The 26,970-nt window shown below is 65.2% G+C and carries 15 protein-coding genes; 9 read left to right on the plus strand and 6 right to left on the minus strand.

Going from position 1 to position 26,970, the window contains the following annotated elements:
• Positions 1-61 precede the first annotated feature (61 nt).
• Together PDMSB3_RS27550 and PDMSB3_RS27555 are read left to right on the plus strand one after the other, a co-directional pair.
• The gene (locus PDMSB3_RS27550; protein WP_165188357.1) at positions 62-8,767 is read left to right on the plus strand and encodes a GH36-type glycosyl hydrolase domain-containing protein; all 8,706 of its coding nucleotides are present in this window, start codon (positions 62-64) and stop codon (positions 8,765-8,767) included.
• A 173-nt stretch (positions 8,768-8,940) separates the two neighbouring features.
• The gene (locus PDMSB3_RS27555) at positions 8,941-10,674 is read left to right on the plus strand and encodes a Na+/H+ antiporter (RefSeq protein ID WP_007177189.1); all 1,734 of its coding nucleotides are present in this window, start codon (positions 8,941-8,943) and stop codon (positions 10,672-10,674) included.
• An 82-nt stretch (positions 10,675-10,756) separates the two neighbouring features.
• Here PDMSB3_RS27555 and PDMSB3_RS27560 read toward each other — a convergent pair whose 3' ends face one another.
• Both PDMSB3_RS27560 and PDMSB3_RS38210 read right to left on the minus strand, forming a co-directional pair.
• A complete protein-coding gene (locus tag PDMSB3_RS27560) occupies positions 10,757-13,108 on the minus strand; it encodes an HAD-IC family P-type ATPase (RefSeq protein ID WP_165188359.1) in 2,352 nt (783 codons plus the stop codon).
• A gap of 150 nt (positions 13,109-13,258) precedes the next feature.
• A complete protein-coding gene (locus tag PDMSB3_RS38210; RefSeq protein WP_268738019.1) occupies positions 13,259-13,393 on the minus strand; it encodes a hypothetical protein in 135 nt (44 codons plus the stop codon).
• 156 nt (positions 13,394-13,549) lie between these two features.
• Here PDMSB3_RS38210 and PDMSB3_RS27565 point away from each other — a divergent pair, with 156 nt between their 5' ends.
• On the plus strand, positions 13,550-14,479 hold the full coding sequence (locus tag PDMSB3_RS27565) for a histone deacetylase family protein (protein ID WP_007177191.1): 930 nt from the start codon (positions 13,550-13,552) through the stop codon (positions 14,477-14,479).
• A gap of 9 nt (positions 14,480-14,488) precedes the next feature.
• Positions 14,489-17,167 (plus strand): bifunctional acetate--CoA ligase family protein/GNAT family N-acetyltransferase, encoded by a 2,679-nt coding sequence (locus PDMSB3_RS27570; protein WP_007177192.1) that lies wholly within the window; start codon positions 14,489-14,491, stop codon positions 17,165-17,167.
• A 113-nt stretch (positions 17,168-17,280) separates the two neighbouring features.
• Here PDMSB3_RS27570 and PDMSB3_RS27575 read toward each other — a convergent pair whose 3' ends face one another.
• Positions 17,281-18,312 (minus strand): LysR family transcriptional regulator, encoded by a 1,032-nt coding sequence (locus PDMSB3_RS27575; RefSeq protein WP_007177193.1) that lies wholly within the window; start codon positions 18,310-18,312, stop codon positions 17,281-17,283.
• Positions 18,313-18,413: 101 nt separating this feature from the next.
• Between PDMSB3_RS27575 and PDMSB3_RS27580 the strand changes: the two genes are divergently transcribed.
• The 5 genes from PDMSB3_RS27580 to PDMSB3_RS27600 all read left to right on the plus strand — a co-directional run bounded on the left by PDMSB3_RS27580 (position 18,414) and on the right by PDMSB3_RS27600 (position 23,325).
• Entirely contained in the window at positions 18,414-19,490 is a 1,077-nt protein-coding gene (locus PDMSB3_RS27580; protein ID WP_007177194.1) for an ABC transporter ATP-binding protein, read from the plus strand.
• An 83-nt stretch (positions 19,491-19,573) separates the two neighbouring features.
• Positions 19,574-20,287 (plus strand): HAD-IA family hydrolase, encoded by a 714-nt coding sequence (locus PDMSB3_RS27585; RefSeq protein WP_007177195.1) that lies wholly within the window; start codon positions 19,574-19,576, stop codon positions 20,285-20,287.
• 4 nt (positions 20,288-20,291) lie between these two features.
• The gene (locus tag PDMSB3_RS27590) at positions 20,292-21,629 is read left to right on the plus strand and encodes an NAD(P)/FAD-dependent oxidoreductase (RefSeq protein ID WP_007177196.1); all 1,338 of its coding nucleotides are present in this window, start codon (positions 20,292-20,294) and stop codon (positions 21,627-21,629) included.
• Positions 21,629-22,534, plus strand: a complete 906-nt coding sequence (locus PDMSB3_RS27595; RefSeq protein WP_007177197.1) for an ABC transporter permease — start codon at positions 21,629-21,631, stop codon at positions 22,532-22,534. Before PDMSB3_RS27590 ends, PDMSB3_RS27595 begins: the two co-directional genes overlap by 1 nt.
• The gene (locus tag PDMSB3_RS27600; RefSeq protein ID WP_007177198.1) at positions 22,531-23,325 is read left to right on the plus strand and encodes an ABC transporter permease; all 795 of its coding nucleotides are present in this window, start codon (positions 22,531-22,533) and stop codon (positions 23,323-23,325) included. The genes PDMSB3_RS27595 and PDMSB3_RS27600 overlap by 4 nt, the downstream gene beginning before the upstream one ends.
• An 86-nt stretch (positions 23,326-23,411) precedes the next feature.
• On the opposite strand, the gene PDMSB3_RS27605 is transcribed toward PDMSB3_RS27600, so the two are convergent.
• From PDMSB3_RS27605 to PDMSB3_RS27615, 3 genes are all read right to left on the minus strand, one after another.
• Positions 23,412-24,761: a type II toxin-antitoxin system HipA family toxin gene (locus PDMSB3_RS27605; RefSeq protein WP_007177199.1), complete on the minus strand. Its 1,350-nt coding sequence runs from the start codon at positions 24,759-24,761 to the stop codon at positions 23,412-23,414.
• Between the two features lie 2 nt (positions 24,762-24,763).
• Positions 24,764-25,027, minus strand: a complete 264-nt coding sequence (locus tag PDMSB3_RS27610) for a helix-turn-helix domain-containing protein (protein WP_007177200.1) — start codon at positions 25,025-25,027, stop codon at positions 24,764-24,766.
• Between the two features lie 133 nt (positions 25,028-25,160).
• Positions 25,161-26,858: a GMC family oxidoreductase gene (locus tag PDMSB3_RS27615; RefSeq protein ID WP_165188362.1), complete on the minus strand. Its 1,698-nt coding sequence runs from the start codon at positions 26,856-26,858 to the stop codon at positions 25,161-25,163.
• Positions 26,859-26,970: the final 112 nt, after the last annotated feature.

Genomic DNA, 26,970 nt, shown 5'->3' on the forward strand with positions numbered 1-26,970 from the left:
AGTCCGATGAGCGGCACGCGATGGTCCGATCGTATCCGCACGCTCAAAATAAGGCTTCTCGATGTCTGTTTTTTCACGCCGTCCAGGGAATCGCGACCTGCCTTCCCCGTGGGATAGTCACGAACCGATCCGTGAAGAACTATTCGGCGAGGAACGGCTCGCTCAACATGCGCGCAGCCTCGCCGATGCACAGAATATTTCGCCCGGCGCACCGCGCGGCCGTTCGCTGACCAGCCGCCTGAAGGACAACGCCCACTACCTGATGCAGGCGTACAAGGCGACGCTCGCCGCCGCGGCCAACGACGAGGCCATCACGCCGGCGGCGGAATGGCTGCTCGACAACTACTACCTGGTCGACGAACAGATCGGTAAAATCCGCGACGATCTGCCGCCGAGCTATTACCGGCAATTGCCCAAGCTCAGCGGCGGGCCGTTCGCAGGCTACCCGCGCGTATTCGGCCTCGCGTGGGCGTTCGTTGCCCACACCGACAGCCGCTTCGATCCCGACCAGTTGTGCCGCTTCGTGCACGCCTATCAGACGGTTCAGCCGTTGACGATCGGCGAACTGTGGGCCGTGGCGATCACGTTGCGCATCGTGCTGATCGAAAACCTTCGGCGCCTCGCGGACCAGATCGATCATGGCCGCACTGCGCGTCTCGATGCCGATGCAATGGCCGATCGTCTGCTCGGCGTGGGCGGGCGTGCGCCGGAACCGGCGACCGCACTGTTCGCGCAATTCGGCGGCTCGGCGTTGAGCGATAACTTTGCGGTGCAATTGATCCAGCGCCTGCACGATCACGACCCCGACGTGACGCCGGCCGTCGTGTGGCTGCATGAACGCCTTGCCGGGCAGCACACCACGCCCGACCGGATCGTGGCCGACGTACATCAGCAACAGGGCGCGGCCAGCGTGACCGTGCGCAACGTGATCACGAGCATGCGCCTGATCTCGGATGTCGACTGGACCGAACTGTTCGAACGGATCAGTCCCGTCGACGAGGTATTGCGCACGCATCCCGTCTTCGTGCAGATGGACTTCGCGACGCGCAACCTCTATCGCGGTTCGATCGAGGTACTGGCGCGCGGCTCGCGTTTCACCGAACTCGACATCGCGCGGCGTGCCGTCGCGGCCGCCCAGATCGCCGCAGATCGCGCCGCACGCAATGCGGCCGGTCTCGCGAGCGAGGCGCCACCTCGCGAGGCTGATCCGGGCTACCACCTGCTGGCGGGCGGACGTGACGCGCTCGAAGCGTCGATCGGCTACCGGCCGCCCGTGTCCGTATGGCTGCACCGCTTCACCCGCCGCGCCGGGCTTGCCGGCTATCTCGGCCGCATCCTGTTGCTGGCCGCGCTATTGCTGGCCGGCATGGTCACATGGCTCGGCGGCCCGATGCGCTATCCAGGCATATGGATCTGGCTCGCGCTCGCCGGCCTGCTGCCCGCCGTGGATCTCGCGGTGGCAATCGTCAATCGCAGCGTGATGCGCAACGTCGGAGCAATCGTCCTGCCAGGGCTCGCGTTACGCGACGGTATCCCGGCAAGCCTGCGCACCGTGGTGGCCGTACCGACCTTGCTGACCACGCCCGACGCGTTGGCGGCGCAGATCGAGCGGCTCGAGATTCATCACCTGGCGAGCGCGGGCGGCGAGCTTTATTACGTGCTTCTTTCCGACTGGACCGACGCGCCGCATGCGCATGCCGAAGGCGACGACGCACTGCTGGCCGCGGCCGCCGCGGGCATCGCCGGGCTTAATCGCCGGCATCCCGGCACCGACGGACACGAGCGTTTCATGCTGCTGCACCGGCGGCGGCTATGGAACGCCGAAGAGGACCGGTGGATGGGTTGGGAACGCAAACGCGGCAAGCTGCACGAGTTGAACCGGCTGCTGCGCGGCGCGCCGGACACGTCGTTCATCGCGCCGCCCGGACAGACGCTCGCGACGCCGCCGAACGTGCGCTATGTCATCACGCTCGATGCCGACACGCGCCTGCCGCGCGACACGGTGCGCCGCCTGATCGGCAAGATGGCTCATCCGCTCAATCGTCCTGTATTCGATCCCGCGAGTCAGCGCATCGCCGAAGGCTATGGCGTGCTGCAGCCGCGCGTGACGCCTTCGCTGCCGGTCGGCGCGGAAGGCTCGCTGTTCCAGCGGGTGTCGTCGAGTCCGAGCGGAATCGATCCGTACGTCGCGGCGGTTTCGGATGTCTATCAGGATCTGTTCGACGAAGGGTCGTACGCGGGCAAGGGCATCTACGATATCGACGCCTTCGAGATTTCGCTCGCGGGCCGCGTGCCGGAAAACACGATGCTCAGCCATGATCTGTTCGAAGGCATCTTTGCACGGGCGGGACTCGCTTCGGATATCGAAGTGGTTGAAGAATTCCCCGCGCGTTACGACGTCTCCGAAGCGCGGCAGCATCGCTGGGCGCGCGGCGACTGGCAGTTGCTGCCGTGGCTCGTCAGTGTGCGGCGGCTCCCCGCGCGGGCGTTGCTGGCGACCGGCCGCTGGAAGATGCTGGACAATCTGCGCCGAACGCTGATAGCGCCGGCGGCCTTCATTGCATTACTCGCCGGGTGGACCCTGCCGTTCAGCGACGCGCTGCTCTGGACGTGCTTCGTGCTCGCAACCATTGCCGTGCCCGTGCTACTGCCCACGCTGAGCGCACTGGTGCCGCGCTGGCAGCGGGCACATGTGAAAATGACCGCGCGCAGCCTGCTCGGTGTGTGGCTGGCGGACCTGCGGCTTGCATTGGCGCGCTGCGCCATGTCGATCGCTTTTGTCGCGCAGCAAACCTGGTCCATGAGCGACGCGATCGGACGCACGCTGTTCCGCCTGCTGGTTACGCGCCGCCATCTGCTGGAATGGACCACCGCCGCCGAGGCAAGCGCGCGCGGACGTCTGACGCTGCCCAGTACCTATACGCGGATGTCCGGCGGGATTGCGCTGGCCCTCGCGGCAGGTCTGGCGATCCTGCTCGTGGCGACGCAAACCGGTAACCTCGGCGCATGGGTCGGCCTGCCTTTCGTCCTGTTGTGGCTCGCCTCGCCGTTGCTGGCCTACTGGTCGAGTCTGGCGCCGCACCCGGCCAGCGACCTCGACGTCAGCGCCGCGGACGCGCAACAACTGCGCCGCCATGCACGCCGTACGTGGCGCTATTTCGAAACCTTCGTCACGGCCGCCGACCAGATGCTGCCGCCGGACAATTTCCAGGAAGACCCGCGACCGGTCATCGCTCATCGAACCTCGCCCACCAATCTCGGGCTCTATCTGCTCGCGACGGTGAGCGCCCGCGAGTTCGGCTGGATCGGCACGCTCGACGCCGTCGAACGCCTCGAGGCGACGCTCGCCACGATGGAGCGTATGCCGCGTTATCGCGGGCATTTCTACAACTGGTACGACACCCAGGATTTGCGGCCGCTCGACCCGAAGTACGTTTCCTCCGTCGACAGCGGCAACCTTGCCGGCCATCTGATCGCACTGGGCAATGCATGCCGTGCGTGGTCGGCCCAGCCTGCAGATGCACAGAGCGCCGTTGCGTTCGCCGGCATCGACGACTGCCTTGCGCTACTGAGCGAAAGCGTATGCGGCGGGCGCGCCGATCCGCTGCGAGCCGCGACGCTTCGCGAGTTCGAACAGGCGGCGGCAGCGCTGCGAACGGCACTCGACGGCGTGAAAACCGCAGCGCCCGCCAACGGCACATTGGGCGCCGGGCCGGTCTGGCCGACCGTGGTACTACTCGCCGCCACGGTGACGAACGCCGCGCGCGCGCTCGTCGGAATCAAGCCGGCCGTATCCGGTCAACCCAACCAGGGCGGCCATGACCAGGACACGCTGTTCTGGTCGGACGCATTGGAGCGCACGCTTCGCGGTCATTGCCGGGATCTGGCGTGCGCGTCCGAAGGAGCGGTTGCGTTGCGCGAGCGCTTCGCGCGACTGATCGACGCCACGTTGCAGATGGCCTACGCAATGGAGTTCGGCTTTCTGCTCGACCCCCTGCGCAATTTGCTGTCGATCGGCTACGCGGTCGCCGACGGCAAGCTCGATCCGAGCAGCTACGATCTGCTGGCGTCGGAGGCGCGGCTCGCGAGCTTCGTCGCCATTGCGAAAGGCGATATTCCCGCGCGCCACTGGTTCCGGCTCGGACGCGTGGCGACGCCGGTTGCCGGCGGCGCCGCGCTGGTGTCGTGGTCCGGCTCCATGTTCGAATACCTGATGCCGTCGCTCGTCATGTGCGCGCCGGCCAACAGCCTGATCGCGCGGACCAACGCGCTGGTGGTGCGGCGGCAGATCGCCTATGGCTCGACGCTAGGCTCGCCGTGGGGCATCTCCGAATCGGCGTATAACGCGCGCGACCTCGAATTCACTTACCAGTATTCCAGCTTCGGCATTCCGGACCTCGGGCTCAAGCGCGGCCTCGGCAACAATGCCGTGATCGCGCCGTATGCGACTGCGTTGGCCGCGATGGTTTCGCCGGCGGCCGCCAGCCGCAATTTCGAGCGGCTGGCTACCGCAGGCGCGAACGGACGCTACGGCTTTTACGAGGCGCTGGACTATACGCCCGCCCGTGTACCGGAGGGACAGCCGGTCGCCATCGTGCGCGCCTTCATGGCGCACCATCAGGGCATGTCGATCGTGTCGATCGCCAATGCGCTGCTGGCGGGCCGCATCCGCCAGTTTTTCCATGCGGAACCGGCCGTTCAGGCGACCGAGCTGCTGCTCCAGGAGCGCATGCCGGGACGGGTCGCGGTGGCCCATTCGCGTGTCGACGAAGAGCGCGGCGCCGGCCGTCCGCGCGGTGTCGAACCGGCGGTGGCGCGGCATCTGCGGTCCGCGGACACGCCCACGCCGGCGACCCATCTGTTGAGCAACGGACGCTATGCGGTCATGCTGACCGCCGCCGGATCTGGTTACAGCCGCTGGGGCGAGCTGGCGATCACGCGCTGGCGCGAGGACGCCACCCGCGACGACTGGGGCAGCTACGTCTATTTGCGTGATACCGACAGCGGCAAATTCTGGTCGGCCACATGGCAACCCGCTGGCATGAGCCCGGATAGCTACGACGTGACGTTCACGGAAGACCGCGCCGAGTTCGTCCGGCTCGACGGCACGCTGACCACCTCGCTCGACGTGATGGTCTCCGCCGAAGACGACGCCGAGGTGCGCCGTGTGTCGGTGGCCAACGGTGGCGTGCACGCACGCACCATCGAATTCACGTCGTATGCGGAACTCGCGCTGGCGACCCAGGCCGCCGACCAGGCTCACCCGGCGTTCAGCAAACTGTTCGTCGAAACCGAGTATCTCCCCGAGATCAATGTCATTCTCGCGACCCGGCGCCGTCGCGCGCCCGACGAGCCGGAAGTGTGGGCCGCTCATCTCGCGGTGATCGACGGACATGCGCTCGGCGCCGTCGAGATCGAGACCGATCGCGCGCGCTTTGTCGGCCGCGGCCGGCAGGTTCGTTCGCCGCGCGGCCTGGTCGAGGCGCGGCCATTGAGCAATTCAGCGGGCGTCGTGCTCGATGCCGCATTCACGATACGCCGGCGGCTGACCATCGCGCCGGGCGCCACCGCGAGTGTCGCGTTCTGGACCATCGTGGCCGACTCCCGCGCCCGTTTGCTGGACCTGGTCGACAAGCATCGCGACGATGCGTCGTATGCGCGGGCGACCATGCTGGCGTGGACTCAGGCGCAGGTGCAACTGCGCCATAACGGCGTGACGGCGGACGAGGCCGTACAGTTCCAGCGCATGGCCAGCTACATGCTATACAGCGACCCGTCGATGCGACCGGCCTCGGCCGCCTTGCTGCGCGGCGCGGCGCAAGTGTCGGCGGCCGGCGGTACGGGCGCCGTCCCGCTGTGGAAGCATGGCGTATCGGGCGATTTGCCGATCCTGCTGGTGCGTATCGACGATATCGAGCACATGGCGCTGGTGCAGCAACTGGTGCATGCGCATGCCTATTGGCGCATGAAACGGTTCGCGGTCGATCTCGTCATCATCAACGAGCGCGCCGCTTCATACGTGCAGGATTTGCAGACCGCACTGGAAACGCTGGTGCGTTCGGGGCAGCGGTCCGCACCCGACGGCACCGCGCGCGGCGAAATCTTCGTACTGCGCGCAGACCTGATGTCGGCCGATTCCCGCGCGCTGTTTCCGGTTGTCGCCCGCGCGGTACTGGCGGCGCGCAATGGCCGTCTGGCGGATCAGTTAAAGCGTGTCGCGAGGCCGCCCACGAGCGCCTTGCCGCGACCGAAACGCACACCTGAGCCGACGCTCACGCAGATTCCGGAAAAAACCGTTCGCGTGGAAGCCGGGCTCGACTATTTCAACGGTCTGGGCGGTTTTGCCGATGACGGCCGCGAGTACGTCGTCGTGCTGGGGCCTGGCCAGTGCACGCCAATGCCGTGGGTCAACGTAATTGCCAATCGTCACTGCGGCTTTCTTGTGTCGGCGGAAGGCAGCGGCTACACATGGGCGTCGAATAGCCGCGAGCACCAGTTGACGGCATGGTCGAATGACCCGGTCAGCGACCCGGCTTCGGAAGCGTTCTATGTTCGCGACGACGACACGGGTGCGCTATTTGGCCCGCTTGCGAACCCTTTGCGCGACAACTCGCCCGCCGCGGCGCCGTATATCGCCCGTCACGGTCAGGGCTTCAGCCGCTTCACGCACACCGCTCACGATATCGCACTCGAACTGCTGCAATTCGTGCCGCTCGATGACCCGCTGAAAATCTCCCGGATGACCTTGCGCAATCTATCCAGCAGAACCCGACGGCTTTCGGTGACGGCCTATGTGGAATGGGCGCTGGGGCCGTCGCGCAGCATCGCCGCGCCGCATACCGTCAGCGAAATCGACGCGGCCACCGGCGCGCTGTTCGCGCGCAACGACTGGTCGCAAACCTATCGCGGCCGCGTGGCCTTCGCCGATATGAACGGCGTGCAGACGTCGTGGAGCGCGGACCGGCGTGAATTCGTCGGTCGCAATGGCAACCTGAGCGAGCCCGCTGCCCTTTCCGGCAGCGCGGGCCACGCGACACTGTCGGGCAAGATCGGTGCGGGCCTCGATCCGTGCGCGGCACTCCTCACCACGATCGAACTCGAACCCGGCGAGGCGATGTCGGTGGTGTTTCTGCTGGGCGAATCGGACTCGGCCGACGCCGCGCGCCAGTTGATCGAGCGCTATCGCGCAGCGGATCTGGACGCCGTGCTCGCCACCGTAACGGCGTTCTGGAACGACACGCTCGGCACCGTGCAGGTGAAAACGCCCGACCGTGAGATGGATCTGATGCTCAACCGCTGGCTGTTGTATCAGACGCTCGCCTGTCGCATCTGGGCGCGCGCGGGCTTCTATCAGGCAAGCGGCGCTTACGGCTTTCGCGATCAGTTGCAGGACGGCATGGCGCTCGCCGCCGTCCGTCCCGAGTTGACTCGCGAGCACCTGCTGCGAGCGGCGGGACGGCAATTCCGCGAGGGCGACGTGCAGCACTGGTGGCTGCCGCAAGGCGGCGACGGCGTGCGCACGCACATTTCCGACGACCGTGCGTGGCTGGCCTACTCAGTAGCGCAATACGTCGACGTGAGCGGAGACCGCGCGATTCTCGATGTCGACGTGCCCTTTCTCGAAGGACGCACACTCGGCCAGGACGAATACGATGCCTACTTCGTGCCGACGGTGTCGGACCTCGGCGCGACGCTGTTCGAGCACTGCGCGCTGGCGCTTGACCAGAGTCTCGAACTGTTCGGCGCCCACGGCCTGCCGTTGATGGGCACGGGCGACTGGAACGACGGCATGAACCGCGTGGGCGAAGCCGGGCGCGGCGAAAGTGTCTGGCTCGGCTGGTTTCTGATCGCGGCGTTGACGAATTTCGCGCCGCTGGCGCGCGAGCGAAACGACGACGCGCGGGCGGATCGCTGGACCGGGCGCGCCGCCGAACTGAAGATCGCGCTGGAAAACGCGGGCTGGGACGGCGCATGGTATCGGCGCGGCTATTTCGACGACGGCACGCCGCTCGGTTCGAGCAGCAACGACGAATGCTCGATCGACGCCATCGCGCAATCGTGGAGTGTCCTGTCGGGCGCGGCCGGTCCCGGGCGGGCCGAACAGGCGATGGCGGAACTCGACCGCCGCCTGATCCGCCGCGACGAGAGCCTCGCGCTGCTGTTCACGCCGCCCTTCGACCGCACGGTGCTCGACCCGGGCTATATCAAAGGTTATCCGCCGGGCGTGCGTGAAAATGGCGGCCAATATACTCATGCTGCAATGTGGTCGGTGCTGGCGTTCGCGCAGATGGGCGACGGCGACCGGGCCGCGGAGCTATTCGCGCTGCTGAATCCGGTGAATCGCGGCCGCACCCGGAGTGCCGTGAACCGCTACAAGGTCGAACCTTATGTAGTCGCCGCCGACGTGTATTCAGTCGCGCCGCACGTGGGTCGCGGCGGATGGACCTGGTACACGGGATCGGCCGGATGGATGTATCGCGCGGGTATGGAGGGCATTCTGGGAATTCGCAGACACGGCGACGTATTGTCGATTCAGCCGTGTGTGCCGGGAGCATGGCCCGGCTTCACCGCCGTTCTGCATTACGGCGCGAGCCGCTATGACATTGCCGTGCGAAACCCGCACGGGGTGAGCCGCGGTGTGATTGACGTGCTGGTGGACGGCGCTCAGCGGCAACCCGGTAATGTAGACGTGCGGCTCATCGACGACGGTGCAACGCATACCGTCACCGTCACCCTCGGCCGCACGGGGTCGGTTTTCAAGGTCTGACCAGGCCCGCAAATCTCACGTCGCCGTATGCTCAACGAGGCTCCCGAGCATCCGGCGAATCAGGATTGCATGTTTTTCACCGTATCATGACTGACCCATTGCGTTAGCACGTCCCGGTGCGCAGTGAAGGCGTCCAGAAAACAGACGAAGTCCATTCTTGCTAAAGTCTGCCGATGCACACCGTTGAAACCGTACTCCTGGTACTGATGTTAGGGGCGCTTACCGGCGTCGCTTCCCGCTACATCCGCACCATTCCCCTGCCGTTGATCCAGATTCTTCTCGGGGCCGCGCTATCCTGGCCTCGTCAGGGTCTGCACATCGTATTCGACCCGGATCTGTTCCTGCTCCTGTTCATCCCGCCACTGCTATTCGCCGATGGCTGGCGTATTCCGAAGCGCGAATTCTTCGCGCTTTACAAGCCCATACTAAAGCTCGCATTCGGCCTCGTCCTGTTCACCGTGGTCGGCCTGGGCTATCTGATCCACTGGCTGATCCCGGAGATGCCGCTGACAGTTGCGTTCGCGCTCGCCGCCGTGGTGTCCCCCACGGACGCGGTCGCCGTCTCGGCGATCACGCGCAATCTGGGCATGCCTTCGCAGACCATGCGCGTGCTGGAAGGCGAGTCGCTATTGAACGACGCATCGGGCCTGGTGGCTTTGAAGTTCGCCATTGCGGCCACGCTCACCGGCTTGTTCTCGTGGACCCATGTCGCGCGGGACTTCATCTGGATCGCCTTCGGCGGAATCGGCGCGGGAGCGCTCATCGGCTGGGGCTTCTCCGTGGCACGCGACACCGTGACGCGGCGCCTGGGCGACGTGGCCGCCACCCAGATGGCGCTCCTGCTGGTGCTGCTGCCTTTCGCAGCCTATATCGTGGGCGATCGGCTCGGCGTCTCGGGCATTCTGGCTGCCGTGGCCGCCGGCGTCATGACGAATTTCGCCGATCTCGATCGCAGCGAGTTCGTGGCGGAACGCATGCAGACGGAAGGCACATGGACCATGGTCGAATCCGCCTTCAACGGCGCGATCTTCCTGCTTCTCGGCCTGCAGTTACCGTCCATCATCGGGACACCGTTGCGGGAAGCCGGCCATCAATGGTGGATTCTCGCGGGTTACGCGGTCGCCATCTCGTCGGCGCTATTGTTGCTGCGCTGGATCTGGCTGACGCTCGGCGTCCAGGGCAGCCTGTGGCGCGCGCATGCGGAAGGGAAACTGGTCGAGAAGCCCTCGTACCTGCTGACGCTTGCAAGCACGCTGGCCGGCATCCGCGGCGCGGTGACGCTCGCCGGCGCTCTCTCGCTGCCACTGCTGCTCAACGACGGCGCACCTTTTCCGGCCCGCGACCTGCTGATTTTCCTCGCGACGGGCACGATTCTCTTCACGCTGGTGGTCGGGACCATCGGTCTGCCGCTGGTTCTCAAGCGCATGCCGGCGGGTGGCGAGCCGGCATCGGCCCGGGAGGAACGCCGTGCGCGGGTCGCCGCCTGTAAAGCCGCGATCGCCAGCATGGTGCTCGGCAAGGAACAGGCGGAATCCGTCGATCCGCAATGGCTCGCGCAGTATCAGGAATCGGCTGGGCGCCTGACCCAGGAGTATCGCAAACGCATCGATCTGCTGGAGGATCCTGCGCCGCCCGCTACACCCGAGGCACTTGCGGAAGCCCCCGACGTGGTTCGCCAGCGCCGTCATCGCTATGTGGTGGAACTCGAATTGCGCCTGAAGTCGCTGCACGTCGAACGCAATGCGCTTTACGCGGAAAGGCATGAACAGCGTATCAACGACGAATCGCTGCGCAGTCTGGTCGCTGAACTCGACCTCGCCGAAGCCTCGCTGCGCAAACGGCTCGATGTGGCTCGCCGGGCGGCAGGCTTGACAGGCGCACGCGATTCCGTGAAGCAGGACACGTGAGGGTTGCGACGCTTCGATGCCGGCGCAATGAATGAAGTCGACTCTTGAGGCCGCCCTACATCGTAAACGCGATCGCGAAGCCCTATACCATCTTCAGACGGGCAAACGCGGCCACCTTCACGAAATCCAGGACGAATGCGAAGACGATGGCCGCGCCCAACATGGCGCCGATCCACTGCAGCGGTATCGGCGACATCAGTATTCCCCGTGTTGCCAGGGTCGCAATGATCGACACGTCCGCAATCGACGACACGATCAGCCACCGTCCCGGCCGGGAACTCCACAGACGCCGGCGTTCACGTACCACGTACAGGACCGCCTGGCCGCTGAACACCAGAATGACCGCCGCGAGCGTTTGCAACTGGCCGGTGCCCAGCTGCAGCCAGAACTTGCCGAGGGCGAGGATCGAGCTGCAAAACAGCAGATTGCAGGACGCCAGCACAATGCCCGCGATCGTCAGGTTGTTGATCCGCCAGGCATTGGGCCTGGACGACGGCCGCACGTTATCTGTCGTCGACGACATCGCGAGGAAATCGCCGGTTGTCATGAGCACGACCATCAGCATCGGTGTCAGGACCGCATGGCCGGTCATGATCAGGCCAACCGTCAGGAACAGCATCTGATCGATTTTGCGCGTCACCGATCGCAACGTGTAGGTGAGGATGCGCTGGAAAGTGACCCGCCCCTCGCGCACCGCGGCAACGACACCGCCCAGGCCCGGCTCGGTCAGCACGATACCGGCCGCCGACTTGGCGACATCGGTGGCCGTCGAGACGGCAATTCCCATTTGCGCCTGACGCAGCGCCGGGGCATCGTTCGCGCCGTCGCCACACATGCCGACAATATGGCCGCCGCTCTGGAACGCCTTGACGATGTGGAACTTGTCGTCGGGGAACACGCCCGCGAAAACGGCAAACTCTTCCGGACGCAATTGCTCGGGGAGCGGCCCCGGCGGACAGACCGCGCCATCGAGCCCGACCGTATGGGCTACTACGCCGGCGGTCGCCACGGCATCGCCGGTCACCATCACGGTGTGCACGCCCATTCCGAGCAGGTCCGTGATCAGCCTCGCGGAATCGTCTCTGGGCGGATCGCTCAACGCGATCAGGCCGGCCACCTTGAGCTCATCCGGAGCGCCGACTCCGACCGCCAATACGCGAAATCCTTTGGCTTCGAGAGCCTGCTCAGCGACGGCCGCTTCCGGCGACGATTGCGTCAGGGCACTTACACGCGCGAACGCGCCTTTGACAATGCGAACTGTGCGATCGTCCTTATCCGTTGCGAGCGCCTCGGACATCTTTTCCGCCGGGTCAAACGGCACGAACCTGACAAGCCTGGGCAAATCCGCCGCGCAAGCGGGCCGGGACGCGTTGCGGATCGCCGCATCGACCGGGTCCTGGCCGCCCTCGGAGCTGGCCAGCGCGGCAAGCGCGAGCACATGCGGCTCATCGAAACCCGGCATTGCGTGCACCGCGGTCACCGCCAGTTCGTTGCGCGTCAACGTGCCCGTCTTGTCGGCGCAGAGAACGTCCATCGAGGCCGCTTCATCGATCGCGGACAAGCGGGTGGGAAGAACGCCCAGCTTCGCGAGTACCCTGGCGCCCAAGGCGGTCGCGAGCGTGAAGGTGGCCGGCAACGCCACGGGAATCGCTGCCAGGATAGCGGTGAGTGCGAGCGGCACGATCTCGACCAGCGGCATCCGCAGCGAGGCCGCATAGCCGATCTGCACGAGAACGATCACGCCATTGAACATGGCAAGATTTCGCACCACCCGCATCACGGCCTGCTGCTGCGAGCTGGGAACGCGGGCGATACGAACCAGCTCGGCGGTTTGGCCGAATTTCGTGCGGCTGCCCGTTGCGGTGACTTCCGCAACCGCTTCGCCGCGCCGCACGAGCGCACCGGCGTAAGTCTGCAACCCAGGACCGCCTTCGACGGGCAGAGACTCGCCCGTGAGGGTCGATTGATCGAGCAGCACCTCGCCTTCGATCAGGCGGACATCGGCGCCCACAATGCAGCCAAGCGAAAGCTTCACGATGTCGCCCGGCACCAGTTGCCCGACCGGCACCGTCTTCCATGCGCCGTCGCGTCGGACCGGTGTGACCAGAGCGAGGCGGGACTTGAGCGCGTCGAGCGTTGCTTGCGCCCGGCTCTCCTGGAAGAAGCCCAAGGCGGCGTTGAATATCAGGAGCGCGGCGATCACGCCGGCTTCGACGTACTCGCCCAGCACGAGCTGCAGCACGATTGCGGCTTCCAGCATCCACGGCACCGGCGCCCATAACTTGCCCAATGCGCGGCTCCACGGAGACGTCGCCGTGTCGGGCACACCGTTCGGGCCGAAAACTTTCAGCCGGCGCTGCGCTTCGTCGCTTGTCAAACCGCCGGATGGCCGATCTTCGACACTGTGTTCAGAAGTTTCAGGTAAGGAACTCATCGCAAACCAGTTGAGGTTGGTAGAAAAGGAGGCAGCCGCCCTCGCCTCCAGCCAACGAAGCTTGCATACCGGACCGCGCCCGGACCGCGCCGTTCAGCGCCAAAGACAGAACAATCGTAGGAGGTCATGGGCGCGTCCTGTTGATACAGGTCAGTCCGCAACGCGTCCCTTCCGGCGAATATTTTCAGGCATGCTCACCGGATCGGTATGACGAACTAAACGCAATCCGCGGCCGCGCCAGGCTGCAATCAACGTCGTCAGGCCCGTTTGTTCGTTGATTTGCATCAATCCGTCACTGCGATGTGCGGCGCCTGATAGAGCCATCTCCCCTCGCACGGCGAGGCCTTACAGCAGCGTGACGCGAGGGTACAGAAAGAACGCTGCTGGCAGCCTGTGCAGGTGCCTATTGGCAGCAGCCAGTGTCACCACGGTCGAACCAGAATGCTACCCGCCTATATATCGCATCGCGATTGCGTCAAACACGAAATGGGACACATGCATCCCGAGTCGCCCGATCGCATCGGCGCGATTCACGACATGTTGCTGATCAAAGGCCTGCTCGACTGCATGCAAACGTACGAGGCACCGCTGGCAACGGAGGAGCAGCTCGCGCAGGCGCATTCCCTGCCGTATATCCGCGGCATTGCCGACATGGCTCCGCTGGAAGGCTACGTGCGTGTCGATCCCGACACCAGCATGAACCCTTATACGTACCAGGCGGCCTTGCGTGCGGCCGGCGCGGCCGTGCTGGCGACCGATCTGGTACTTGCCGGCGACGCCTGTTGCGCCTTTTGCAACATCAGGCCGCCGGGACACCATGCGAAATATGCGGCGGCGGGTGGGTTCTGCTTCTTCAACAACGTCGTGGTCGGCATCCGGCATGCGCTGAACGTGCATGGACTCGCGCGCGTGGCGCTGATCGATTTCGACGCTCATCACGGCGATGGCAGCGAAGACATTCTCCACGCCGACGCACGGGTTCTGATGTGCTCGATCTTCGAGGACAAGCTGTACCCGTTCTGCGGTAACGAGCCTCGCGGTGACAATATGGTGAACGTGCCGCTGCCCACGCGCTCGTACGGCGACGTATTCCGCGCGGCCGTCACCGAGAAATGGCTGCCGGCGCTCGAAGCGTTCAGGCCGGAGATGATTTTCATCTCAGCCGGCTTCGACGGTCATCGTGAAGACGACATGGGCAACCTCGGCCTCGTCGAAGCGGATTATGCGTGGGTCACCGAGCGTCTTGTCGACGTCGCCAGGCGTCACGCCAGGGGGCGTATCGTGTCCTGCCTCGAAGGCGGCTACGAACTCTCGTCGCTCGCACGCGGCGTGGCCGCGCATGTGAGAGAACTCATTGGTATGGATTGCTGAGCGCATCTCATGGATAAACATTACCTGACGCCGCTGTTCTCCCCCAACTCGATCGTGGTGTTCGTCGGCAAGGCCGACGAACCGGACAGTCAAACCCATTACGGCCGGGCCGTGAGCGCCCTGATACGGGAGAGCGGCTTCGCCGGACCGGTCACGTTTCTCGACGTGGGCATGACCGGCACGCTCGGCGAACTGGCCCATTCGCGCGCGGATCTGGCGGTCATCGCCCTGCCGGACGACGAGTTGCCGTCCGCTCTGGAAGTCGCCGGGCGTATTCAATGCCAGGCGGCACTGATCATTTCAACCGGTGTCGATCAGGCGCATGCCAAAGATCTGCACGCCATTGCGCGCAAACACGGCATTCAGTTGCTAGGGCCGAACTGTCTCGGCTATCAACGCCCACGGCTGAACATCAACGTCGGCGTCGTGGGACCGCTGGCGCAGCAGGGACCGCTCGCCCTCGTTTCGCAGTCGGGTGCGCTGACCTCTTCGATACTCGACTGGGCCGACAAGAATGCAGTCGGCTTCTCGACCGTGGTATCGCTCGGGCCGAATACCGCCGTGGATCTCGCGCAAACCCTGGATTTCCTCGCAACCGACCCGGCCACCCATAGCATCGTGATCTACATGGAAGGCATCACGAACGCGCGCCGGTTTCTCAGCGCCCTGCGCGCGGCGGCCATTACCAAGCCCGTGGTGGTGCTCAAGGCTGGCCGCAAGGCCGCTGCGTCGCAGGCGGCGCTCACCCATTCGGGCAACATCATCGGCAGCGACGAGGTCTTCGATGCGGCTTTGCGCCGCGCCGGCGCAGTGCGCGTGAGATCGTTCGCCCAGTTGTTTTCCGCCGCGAAGTGTCTTGCCTCGCGCTATCGTCCGGTCGGCTCACGGCTGGCGATCGTGACCAATGGCGGCGGGCCCGGCGTGCTGGCCGTCGACTGGCTCACCGAACTGGGCCTCGTCCTCGCGCGACTCTCGCCCGACACGAGCGCGGCACTCGCGCCGCAATTGCCGCGGCTCGCGACCATTGCCAACCTGCTCGATCTGTCCGAAGAGGCCGGCCCGCAACACTACCGCGCGGCCGCCGCTGCCTGCGCCGCGGATAGCGAGGTGGACGGTATCCTGGTGATCTATTCGCCCAAGCTGGGCGTGGATCCGACCGCGGTGGCACAGGAACTGGTGCTCGCCAGCGCCAACATCGGCAAGCCGCTTCTGACCTGCTGGATGGGCGACCAGAAGGTCGCCGAGGCGCGCGAAATCATCAACGGCGCCGGCATCGCCACCTTCCGTTCACCCGAAGCGGCTGTCGATGCCTTCAGCAATATCGCCTCCTTCTATCAGAATCAGCAACTGCTGCAGCAGACTCCGCCTCCGCTGTCGCAACTGGCCAAACCGGATCTGGCGGGCGCGCACATCCTGATTGAAAGCGTGCTGGCCGAACGGCGCAAAGTGCTGACGGAAATGGAATCGAAAGCGCTGCTGGCGGCTTTCCATATTCCGATCACGCAAACCATCCTCGCCCACAACGCCAACGAAGCGATGCTGATTGCCAGCCAGATCGGCTATCCGGTCGCGCTGAAAATCGACTCGCCCGACATTGCGCACAAATCCGACGTTCAGGGCGTCGTCCTCAACGTGCTCAACGCCACCAGCGTGCGCGATATCTACAACGACATGATCGCGACCGTGCGCCGGCTCAGGCCGGACGCACGGATCAACGGCGTGACCATTCAGAAAATGTCCGGCAAGAAGCACGGGCGCGAGCTGTATATCGGAGTGGTCACGGATCAGCCGTTCGGTCCGGTTATCACGTTCGGCGCGGGCGGCACCATGATCGAGCTGATCAACGACCGCGCGGTCGAATTGCCGCCGCTCAACCAGTTCCTCTCGCAACGCCTGATCCAGCGGGTGCGTTCGGCTGAAACGCTGGGTGAGTGGCGCGGCGCGCCGGCCGTGCGCAGCGAGGCGATCGAGCACGTGCTGTTGCGCGTATCGGAGATGGTGTGCGCACTGCCGCAACTGCGCGAGATGGACATCAATCCGCTGATCGTGGACGAAGCCGGCGCGCTGGCGGTCGATGCGCGCGTGGTGATCGACAACGCGCAACCGCTGCTGCACAGCTACGACCATCTGTCGATCCTGCCGTACCCTTCCAGCTACACGCAGGAATGGCCCATGCGCGGGGGCGGACAATATACGTTGCGCCCGATCCAGCCGGACGACGCCGAAATGCTGCAGGCCTTCGTGCGCAAGCTGTCGGACCGGTCGCGCTATTACCGCTTCGTGTCGTCGCTGCGCGAACTTTCCGTGCCCATGCTGGCGCGTTACACGCTGATCGACTACGACCGTGAAATGGCGCTGGTGGCGGTCTGCAAGGAGCGTACCGCGACCGACGACGGCGAGTTCACCGAAACCGAGCGCATGATCGGCGTTTCACGCTACATTGCCAACCCCGACCTCACGAGTTGCGAGTTTTCGCTAGTCGTGGATGACGACTTCAGCGGCCAGGGACTTGGCTCGCGTCTGATGCTGTCGATCATGGAGGTTGCGCGCCACAAAGGCCTGAGTGAAATCGACGGCCTCGTGCTGGTCAAGAATACCAACATGCTGAAACTGATGAAAAACCTCGGCTTCCATGTGCAGACCTACGCCGAAGATCCTGATTTCAAACTCTGCAGCAAGACCTTGTAATGAATCCGTGCGCGGGCCTTCGTGCCCGGTTGACCGGTAGTCGTCCGCAGCGGTTGGCGTGGGTCGGCGTCGGTCGGCGTCGGTCGGCGTGGGTCGGCGTGGGTCGGCATATCTCACGCGCCTGGCGGCGTGACTGAGCGGGCCGCCGCATCGCTTCGCGCTTCATCCCGGGCCGGACCGATCGCGAGGCCCGCCTGCGCCAGCACGCGCCGCAGCCCCAGCTTCGGATACTGCCGGTCCACCGCGCGCACGTCGGCGCGCGTCTCGTCGAGAATCCAGTCGCGCACGTCGGCAGCCACGGGCCGCAACGGCCGACTCTCCGGCCACACCAGGCAGCAGCGCCGGTTCGTCACGATCAGTTCCTCTTCGGCCGGCAGCAGCGCGCCTTCGAGAAGCCAATGCGACACCACGTTGAGCCAGCCGAGCGCGACGCCCTGCCCAAGCAACGCCGCCTGCACGACGATGGCGTAGTCGTTGAAACTCAGCATGCTCGCGGCGTGCCGCCCCTGTGCCGCGAACGCGGCGAACCGGTCATGCCAGCCGCGCTCGCCGTCGTCCATCACGATCACCGTGTCGCCGTGCTTGCGGCCCGCCTCGGTCGCCGCTGTCTCGTGATAGCGGCGGTTGCACACCGGCAGCAGCGTCTCCGGCATCACGAGCATGCTGTTCTCGCCGATCTCGTCCTCGCGCAGAAAGCGCATGCCGAGATCCACGTCGACGAGCGGGCCGCCGATTCGCCCCGAGATCAGTTGAAACCGCAAGTCCACATTCGGAAACGCCTGGTTCAGACGGCTCATGCGCGGCATCAGCCAGTGCGTGGTGAACGCGGTGGACACCGACAGCGTGACCGACTCGACACCGGTTGCGCGCGCCTCGATCTCGCGTATCGCGCTTTCTATGCCGTTGAAGCCTTCGGATATCTTCCGGTAGAGGATTCTGCCGTTTTCGGTCAGTTCGATTCCACCTCGCACGCGCTCGAACAGGCGCACGCCGAGATGGTCTTCCATGCGCGAGAGCATGCGGCTCACCGCGGGCTGGCTGACATATAACTCCTGCGCCGCGCGCGTGAAGTTGCCGCAGCGCGCGGCCGCTTCGAACACGAACAGCGCGTTGGCGCTAGGCAGTTTTTTGCGAAGGTTGGGCATGACCTGATGTTATGCCCTATCCAACAATTTGGGAATTGCCGCCAAAAATGGCACGGCCTATATTTTCCCTAACGCAGGCTTCTACAGCGAGACAGGACGCAATGGACGCACGAGCGAAAACAGGTGTTTCAATCCGATCGGCAGCGAAACGTTATGGCCACGTGGTGGCCCTCGACGACGTTTCGCTCGACATCGCCCCCGGCGAATTCGTCTCGCTGCTCGGTCCCTCGGGGTCGGGCAAGACCACCCTGCTCGGCATTCTCGGCGGCTTCGTGCAGCCCAGTTCGGGGGCGGTCTGGGTCGGCGAGCGCGACATTACATTTGCGCCGCCGCACAAGCGGGACATCGGCATCGTGTTTCAGAACTACGCGCTGTTTCCGCATATGAGCGTGGGCGAGAACGTGGCGTTTCCGCTGCGCGCGCGGCGTCAGCCGAAAGCGACGTGGGCCAGGAAGGTTGCCGACGCGCTCGCGATGGTCGAGCTCCCCGGCTACGAGAATCGCGGTATCGGCCAGTTGTCGGGCGGCCAGCGCCAGCGCGTGGCGCTCGCCCGCGCGATGGTGTTCGAGCCGCAACTGATCCTGATGGACGAGCCGCTCTCCGCGCTCGACAAGCAGCTACGCGAAACCATGCAGATCGAGTTGCGGCGGTTGCATCGCAAGCTCGGCGCGACGATCGTCTATGTGACGCACGACCAGCGCGAGGCGCTCACCATGAGCGACCGCGTGGCCGTGCTGAAGAACGGCCGGCTCGTGCAGATCGATACGCCCGAGCGGCTCTACGACCGCCCCTGCGACGCGTTCGTGGCGAGCTTCATCGGCGAAGCGACACTGCTCGCCGTAACGCGCGCCGGCGACGATGCCGTGCGTCTCGGCGATACGGTGCTGCGCACCGCGCACCCGCTGCCGCACGGCGACAGGCTGCTGCTCGCGGTGCAGACCGAGAAGCTCGTGATCGATAGCGGCGAGCCGCACGCGGGCGTCAACCGTCTGTCGTGCCGGGTCACCGAGGTGCTGTATCAGGGCGAAAGCCTGCGCGTGTTCGCGACCCTCGCCGACGGCACCGCCATCAGCCTCAGACAGCCCGGCGGACACGACGCGCGCCGCCGCATTCCCGAGCCCGGCGCGCCGATGAACGTCGTACTCGATCCGCAGGACACGATTGTCGTGCCCGCCTGATTCCGCTCCGATAGTCCCTGCCCACGTCCGGGCAAACCCTCTCCCGATTCACTATTCACAGCACACTGCAAAAGGATGATTTCATGAACCTCACCGATTTCAAGGTCCTGACGTTCGACGTCGTCGGCACGCTCATCGACTTCGAGCGCGGCGTACTCGGCTCCGTGCGCCGCCTTGGCGGCCCGGCCGCGAAAGACCTGACCGACGACCAGATCTTCGAGCCGTACCTGCGCGGCCGTGCGGCCCATCCGGGCCGTTCGAGCCATGAAATGGCGAACGTCTATCTGTCGCTGGCCAGGGAACTCGGTCTGCCCGACGACCCGCAATCGGCTGCCGCCTTTCAGCGCGACGTACTCGAATGGCCGGCGTTCGCGGATTCGGTCGCGGCGCTCAAGCGTCTGCGCAAACACTTCCGGCTGGTTGCCATGACCAATGCGGACCGCGTGGCGCTGTCGGCCTACGCGCACACGCTCGGCGACCCGTTCGACGACACCGTCTGCTGCGACGAAACCGGCGTCGCCAAGCCCGATCCGCAATTCTTCGCGTACAACCGCGGCCGTCAGGCGGCGTTCGGCTACAAGTTTGGTGAAATCCTGCATACCGCGCAGAGCCAGTATCACGACATCGGCGTCGCCACCCGGCTTGGCTATGCGACCTGCTGGATCGAACGCCGCCAGGGCGTGAAAGGCTTCGGCGGCACGCCCGTGCCGGAAGCCGTCACCACGCCGACTTTCAAGTTTGCGACGCTCGGCGCGCTCGCGGACGCCGTCGAAGCCGAAGCACGCCTCGCCGCCTGAGCCGATGCTCGCGCCGCCGACATCCCACACGCCCCCGCCTGATTCGCTCTGGCGGGCGCTCCTCGCCGCCTCGCCCGGCGCCGGTGCGGCGCTCAGCACCGGCGTGCCGCTCGCGCGCGATCTCGAGGTCGAGGTCGCGGTGATCGGCGCGGGCTATTCGGGCCTTGCCGCCGCGTATGCGCTGCAAAAGCGCGGCGTCGACTGTGTGGTGCTCGATGCGAACCCGGTGGGCTGGGGCGCGAGCGGGCGCAACGGCGGCGTGGTGTCGTCCAAGTTCAGACTGTCGTTTCCCACGATCGACAGGCTGCATGGCCTCGACACCGCGAAACGCATGCACCGCCTCGCGCACGAAGGCGTGCGGGTGGTCGAGACGCTGGTCGATGAATTCCAACTCACGCGCGCCCGCTTCGAACAGACCGGCAGCCTGCGCTGCGCTCACACGGAGGCTGCGTTCGCCGCGATTCGCGCCGAAGCCGACTGGGTTCGCGCGAATCTCGGCGATACCTCGATGACCGTGCAAGCGCGCGCCGAGATCGAACACGAGACCGGTTCGAAGGGCTTTGTCGGCGGCGTGCTGAGCGCGGACGCCGGCACCATTCTGCCGCTCGAATACGTGCGCGGACTCGCGCGCGGCCTTACGCTGCGCGGTGTGCCGATCTACGAATCGACGCCGGTGCAGCAGATGCATCGCGCACCCGGCGAGACGCGCGTGACGCTGCGCACGCCCGGCGGCACGGTGCGCGCGAAGCAGGTCGTCGTCGCGACCAATGCGTATTCGGATCTCACGGCGGCGACCTCGGCATATCAGCGCGAACTCGTACCGTTTCGCAGTGCGATGATCGCCACCGAGCGCCTTTCCGCCGAACTCGATGCGCGCCTGATGGTCGAGCGCCGCAGCTACACCGAAACGCGGCGCATGATGAAGTGGTTCCGCAAGGTGGACGGCCGCATGCTGTTTGGCGGACGCGACGCGTTCGGCAAGGAAGGGCAAACCAGCGGCTTCGACGCGCTGCAGCGTGCGATGGTCGCGCTCTTTCCGGATCTCGCGGACGTGCGCGTGGAATATCGCTGGTCGGGCTATGTGGGCATGACGTTCAACTCGTTGCCGCACGTTGGGCGCAGCGACGACGCCACGACCTTTTGTCTGGGGTATAACGGAGCAGGCGTTGCGATGGCGAGCCTGCTCGGCCAGCATGCCGCCGCGCTCGCGCTCGGCGAAACACCCGAGCTTTCGCTGCTCGGCGCACCCGGCTTGCGGCCCGTGCCCTTTCATTCGCTGCGCGCGCCGGGTGTGAGACTCGTTGCGGCGTGGTATCAGTTTCTCGACGCCGTAGGTGCATGATGACAACCGCCAAACGGATGCTCCAGGGCACCACCTCGATGCAAGCCACCGGGTCCGATCCCGCCGCGTGCTATCAGCGCCGCGAGGACCGCACGATGCTTCTGCTGATGGCGCCGGCGCTCCTCGTGATCGTCGTGCTGCTGGTCGTGCCCCTCGCGTGGCTGTCGTGGCAGTCCATCTATCACGACGGCTTCACGTTCGAAAACTACCGGCGCATGTTCACGGGCGCGTACCTCGAAACGTTTCTGCTGACCTTCAAGCTGAGCATCATCGTGACCGTCGTCACGCTGCTGCTCGGCTATCCGGTTGCCTACTTCGCCGCGTCGTTGCCACCCAGGCTGAGCGCGCTCGTGCTCGGCATGGTGATTCTGCCGTTCTGGACCAGCGTCCTGGTGCGTACCTACGCATGGCTCGTGCTGCTACAGCGCACGGGGTTGGTCAACAAGGCGCTGATCGCTTCGGGCCTGATCGACCGGCCGGTGCAACTCGCCTATAACCAGTTCGGCACGGTGATCGCGATGGTTCACATCCTGCTGCCGTTCATGGTGCTGCCGCTCTATTCGGCGATGCAGAAAATCCCGTCGAATCTTTCGCAAGCCGGCGCGAGCCTGGGCGGCTCGCCGCTGCACGTATTCCTTCGCGTGTTCCTGCCGCTCTCGATGAGCGGTGTCTTCGCCGGCGTGACGCTCGTGTTCGTGCTGTGCCTCGGCTTCTACATCACGCCCGAACTGATGGGCGGCGGCAAGTCGATCATGGTGTCGATGGTGGTGAGCCGCAACATCGAGATCTACAACAGCTGGGGCGCGGCGAGCGCGGTGAGCGTCGTGCTGCTGATCTGCGTGTTCGCGATCTTCTATGCCGCGAGCCGCGTGGTGCCACTCGAAAAGACCCTGGGCGCGAAATGAGCAAACTCCCGTTCGGACGGATCGTCCTCGGCGCGGTCGTCGTGCTGATCCTGCTGTTCCTGATGGTGCCGGTGCTGATCGTCGTGCCGCTGTCGTTCTCCGATACGCGCTTCATGACCTTCCCGCCGCCGGCCTACTCGCTGCGCTGGTATCACTCGTTCTTCGACAACCCCGCGTGGATCGACGCCGCGCGCACGACGCTGACCGCTTCGATCAGCGCCGCGCTGATCGCCACGCCGCTCGGCGTGGCCGCCGCGTACGCGATCCAGAACGGCACCCACTGGATCATGCGCTATCTGCGCACATTGCTGATGTTGCCGCTGATGGTGCCGATCATCATCGTCGCGGTGGGGGTGTTTTTCGTGTACTCGCAGGCCGGCTACGTGAACACGCTCGGCGGCCTGATTCTCGCCGACACGATGCTCGGCCTGCCGTACGTGCTGATCTCGGTCGGCGCCGATCTGCGGACCTTCGACCGCACTCAGGAGATGGTCGCGCGCAGCCTCGGCATGAATCGCTTTCGTAGTTTCATGGCCGTGACGCTGCCGCAGATCAAGGCGAGCGTGGTTTCCGGCGCGGTATTCGTGTTCATTCAGGCACTCGATGAAACGGTGGTCGCGCTGTTCGTGTCGGGCGGCTCGAACCAGACACTCACACGCCGCATGTTCGTCACGCTGCGCGACGAGATCGACCCGACCATTGCCGCGATCAGCACCATGTTGACCGCGCTCACGCTCTGCCTCGTAATGATCGTCGTGGTGAGCCGCCGTTCGGGCGCGGCACGCGCCTGATTTCTTCGCTCAAGACACCGATTGGGTATTGCGGGTTTGGCGACCGGGCCGATTCGTTAGAGTCGACCTTTTCGAGGGTCGATGCATTAGCTCGCCGGCTGGCTCTCCAGCACGCGCGCCGCCGCCAGCATGCCGCCCAGAATCTTGTCTGCCACCTGCTCCGGGAACCCTGCGGGCAGTTCGGCGCGGACTTTCTCTACGACCTCGGGCGTGCGGGCGATAATCTCCTGCAGGAGCGGCTCCGCATTGTCGCCATAACCGACCTTCCTGGCCGTGCTATTGAAGTGCCGCCGCTCGATTTTATGCACCTGATAGTGCTTATTCTTGCCGAGCAAGGCCATCGCCAGTTTGATTTCCTGGTCCGCCCACTGACTCGGCCCCTCGCCGACGACCGGGTAGGCGGACATCACGTCATACATTGGCGTCAGCCTGAAGCGTCCCGCGCCGCCGGCAAGCAGCTGGATACTAAAATTTTTGGCATGACCGTCCGGCGCCCGCATCATCCAGAAAATGATCTGCGAGGCCATGAGCGTGCGCATGTCTTCCGCCGCCTGCTGCGACTGCTGCAAAAGCGTGAACATCTGCTGGAGTCCCGGGCCGCCCTCATTCTCGTACCTGACCAGGGGTGACGTGCCGGTTGCCTGGCAGAAGTCCTCCTGGATAAGCCGGAACAACTGCTTTCCACTGCGCGAGAGCACCCGGTCGAAACGCTCGACGACGAGCACCCGCTGTGAGCCAAACGTCTCGATGCGCGCCTCTGCCGTGGGCAACCCGTACTCCTTGAACAACCGCAGGCACAGCCACTCGTTGTCGACCGAGGTGCTGAAGTCAGCCTTGCGCCCGCCCACCGTGCCGATAGGCAGCTTGAAGATGTGCGTTGTCGGCGTCGTGCCGCGCGGCTTCATCCATTGACCGTTCCACCTCAGAAAGGCGTCCTTCTCCTGCGCGCCGGCCAGCGAGATGCGGAAGTCGTCATCGGGATCTCGCGCGGCAGCGAAACGGTCCGGAGTGACGACTTCGAGCAGGTGCCGCTCGATGGCCTCTTCGTCGACGACGATACCCTCGACCGTGTCTATCCCTTCCGGTACAGCCTCGTCCGGCAAGAGCTGTATGGCCCCTACGCAGTCGCGGCCAATCGCGGCCAGGAGGTCGAATGCTTCGATGGAGCCCGTCTTGAACCGCGCCGCCACCCGCTTTCGGATAGTCTCGCTATCCGGCAGCAGGCCGTCGAAGTAATGGGAGACACTGTCTCCCTTCAGCGGCTCGTTGTGGAGGTTGAATGGCAGCGACAGGGATATCGGGCGCCCACGCGCCGATTCGCACCACGCCTTGTCGTACTGCAGCTCGGACTCCCCATTGGCATTGACCGTCCAACGCCCGACGAAATCGCCGTTGGCCCAAAGGGAGAGGGTTTGGCTGTGCGAGCGGCGCCCCATGCTCACCACTCCGAGATGTTTTTCGACTCGACCCCGCCCCGCTCGCCGAGGCGCAACTCAAGCCCGATGGCCGAGCACCAGCTGAGCAACTGCTTGAAGCTGAGCTCATCCGGGTTCTTTTCCAGGTACGATATGCGGTTCTGACTCAAGCCGACGCGCTGCGCTACTTCCGCCTGCGTGAGCTTGCGCCGCTTGCGTGATGCAACGAGCAACTGACCGAGCTGGGGCGCGGTCACGAGGGCTTGGGAGGAGAGAACGGCGGGCATAAGAAATATCCGTTATTCGGCTATATTCATTTTAGCCGAAATACGGATAAAGTCAATTTAGCTGATATACGGATATTTTTGATTTATCCGATATACGGCTATTTCACGGTAGGCATCGCCACTCCGGGCTTGTTCAAGGAGCCGCCGCAGTGCCCGCCCGTCCCCGCAGCATATCCGCGATCCGCTCCGCGATCATGATGGTCGGCACATTCGTGTTCGCGCAAGGGATCGACGGCATCAACGACGCATCGCCTACATAAAGTCCGCTGACGCCATATACCGCGCCGCGCGCGTCGCAGACGGCGAGCGGATCGTCGGCGGCACCCATGCGACAGGTTCCGGACGGATGCCAGGTGCCGCCCACCGAGCGCGTCACGAAACGCGTCAACGCGTGATCGTCGGCGAGCAGTTCGTCGAGCGTCACGCCTTGCGTGACCACGCGGCGCACCAGCCACCCGCGCAACGGCCCGGCAATGTCGAGCAGCGCGCTCAGCAGGCCGCGTTGCAACGCGTTCCACACGCCCGGCACGGCCACGCTCGCGACGCGCGGCGAATAGCTCGAAGGCAGCAGCGTGGCGCGGTGCTTCGCCATCATCGGATCGGCCAGCGTCTGGGCGCCGAAGCGCAGCGCGAGTTTCAGCCGTTCGAGATCGCGCGCGTCGGACAGCATGTTGAAGTCGACGGCGGGTTCGTCGTGCGCACTGGCCGAGGTCAGGCTCACGCGGCCGCGCGAGTACGACTTGTTCACCCAGAAAAACAGCGTGCCGAGCCGGTAGCCGACTGAATGCCAGCCCGATCGCGACAGGATCGCGCCGTGCATGTCGCCCGGCACCGCTCCGCTCACGCCCGAGGAAAAACGCACGATCGCCTGCTCGTGATGCTCGTCGGGATATAACGCGCGGGCCGCGCGCGGCAGAACCGCCGACACGGCGATCGACGGATGCTCCATCAGATTGCCGCCCACGCCGCCGCGATCCGCCAGCACCTCGATACCGAGTGCGGCGAGTTCGGACGCCGGCCCGATGCCGCTTCGCATCAGAAGCGCGGGGCTGTGAATCGCGCCCGCACAAACGATCACCTGTCCGGCGTGCAACGTTTCACTCGCACCGTCCTCGCCGACAACCCGCGCGCCGATCGCGCGCTTGCCGTCGAACAGCAGGTGTTCGACGAGCGTTTGCGTACGGATGGTGAGATTCGGCCGGGCACGCACGGCGTCGTCGAGATAGCAGACCGAAGTCGGGATGCGCTCGCCCGCTTCGCTCACCGCGATCGAGCCGATGAACGTGCCGTCCTGCCATTCGCCGTTCTGGTCGTCACGCCGCGTGTGGCCGCGCGCGTCGAGCGTGGCGAGCACCGCCCGTACGAATGGCGAGATACGCGCCCACGGCGTGCGCTGGATGCGCACCGGTCCGCTCGTGCCATGCAGCGCCCCGCCGAAGTCGTGATCGGTTTCGAGCTTGCGGAAGTACGGCAGACACGCGTCCCAGTTCCAGCCGTGTGCGCCGTGCGCGTGCCATTCGTCGTAGTCGGCCGGCGCGCCGCGGTTCGCCATCAGCGCATTGATCGCCGACCCGCCGCCGAGCAGGCGCGCCTGTTCGTAACGGCGTGTCGCGGCCGGGGTGCTCATGCGTGCCTTCAGGCGCTGCCAGATGTTCGAGGTGTCGAGATAGGCGCGGCCGGGATAGCGGCTGCGCACCGTGGCGGGCATGTCCGTTCGCGAGATATTGCGGCCGGCCTCGACGAGGCAGACGGTCTTACCCTCGTCTTCGGAAAGGCGCGCGGCCAGCACACAGCCGGCCGAGCCGCCGCCGAGAATCAGATAGTCGATCATGTTCGATGAATGGCGCGGACGATGCGCCGTGCGGGACGCGCAAAAAGCGCTGGGATTTGCGCGCGGGTTTCGCGTTCAACTACCCGCAAACCCGCGCGCAGGAAAAACGACT

The sequence above is a fragment of the Paraburkholderia dioscoreae genome, assembly GCF_902459535.1.
Lineage (GTDB): Bacteria > Pseudomonadota > Gammaproteobacteria > Burkholderiales > Burkholderiaceae > Paraburkholderia > Paraburkholderia dioscoreae.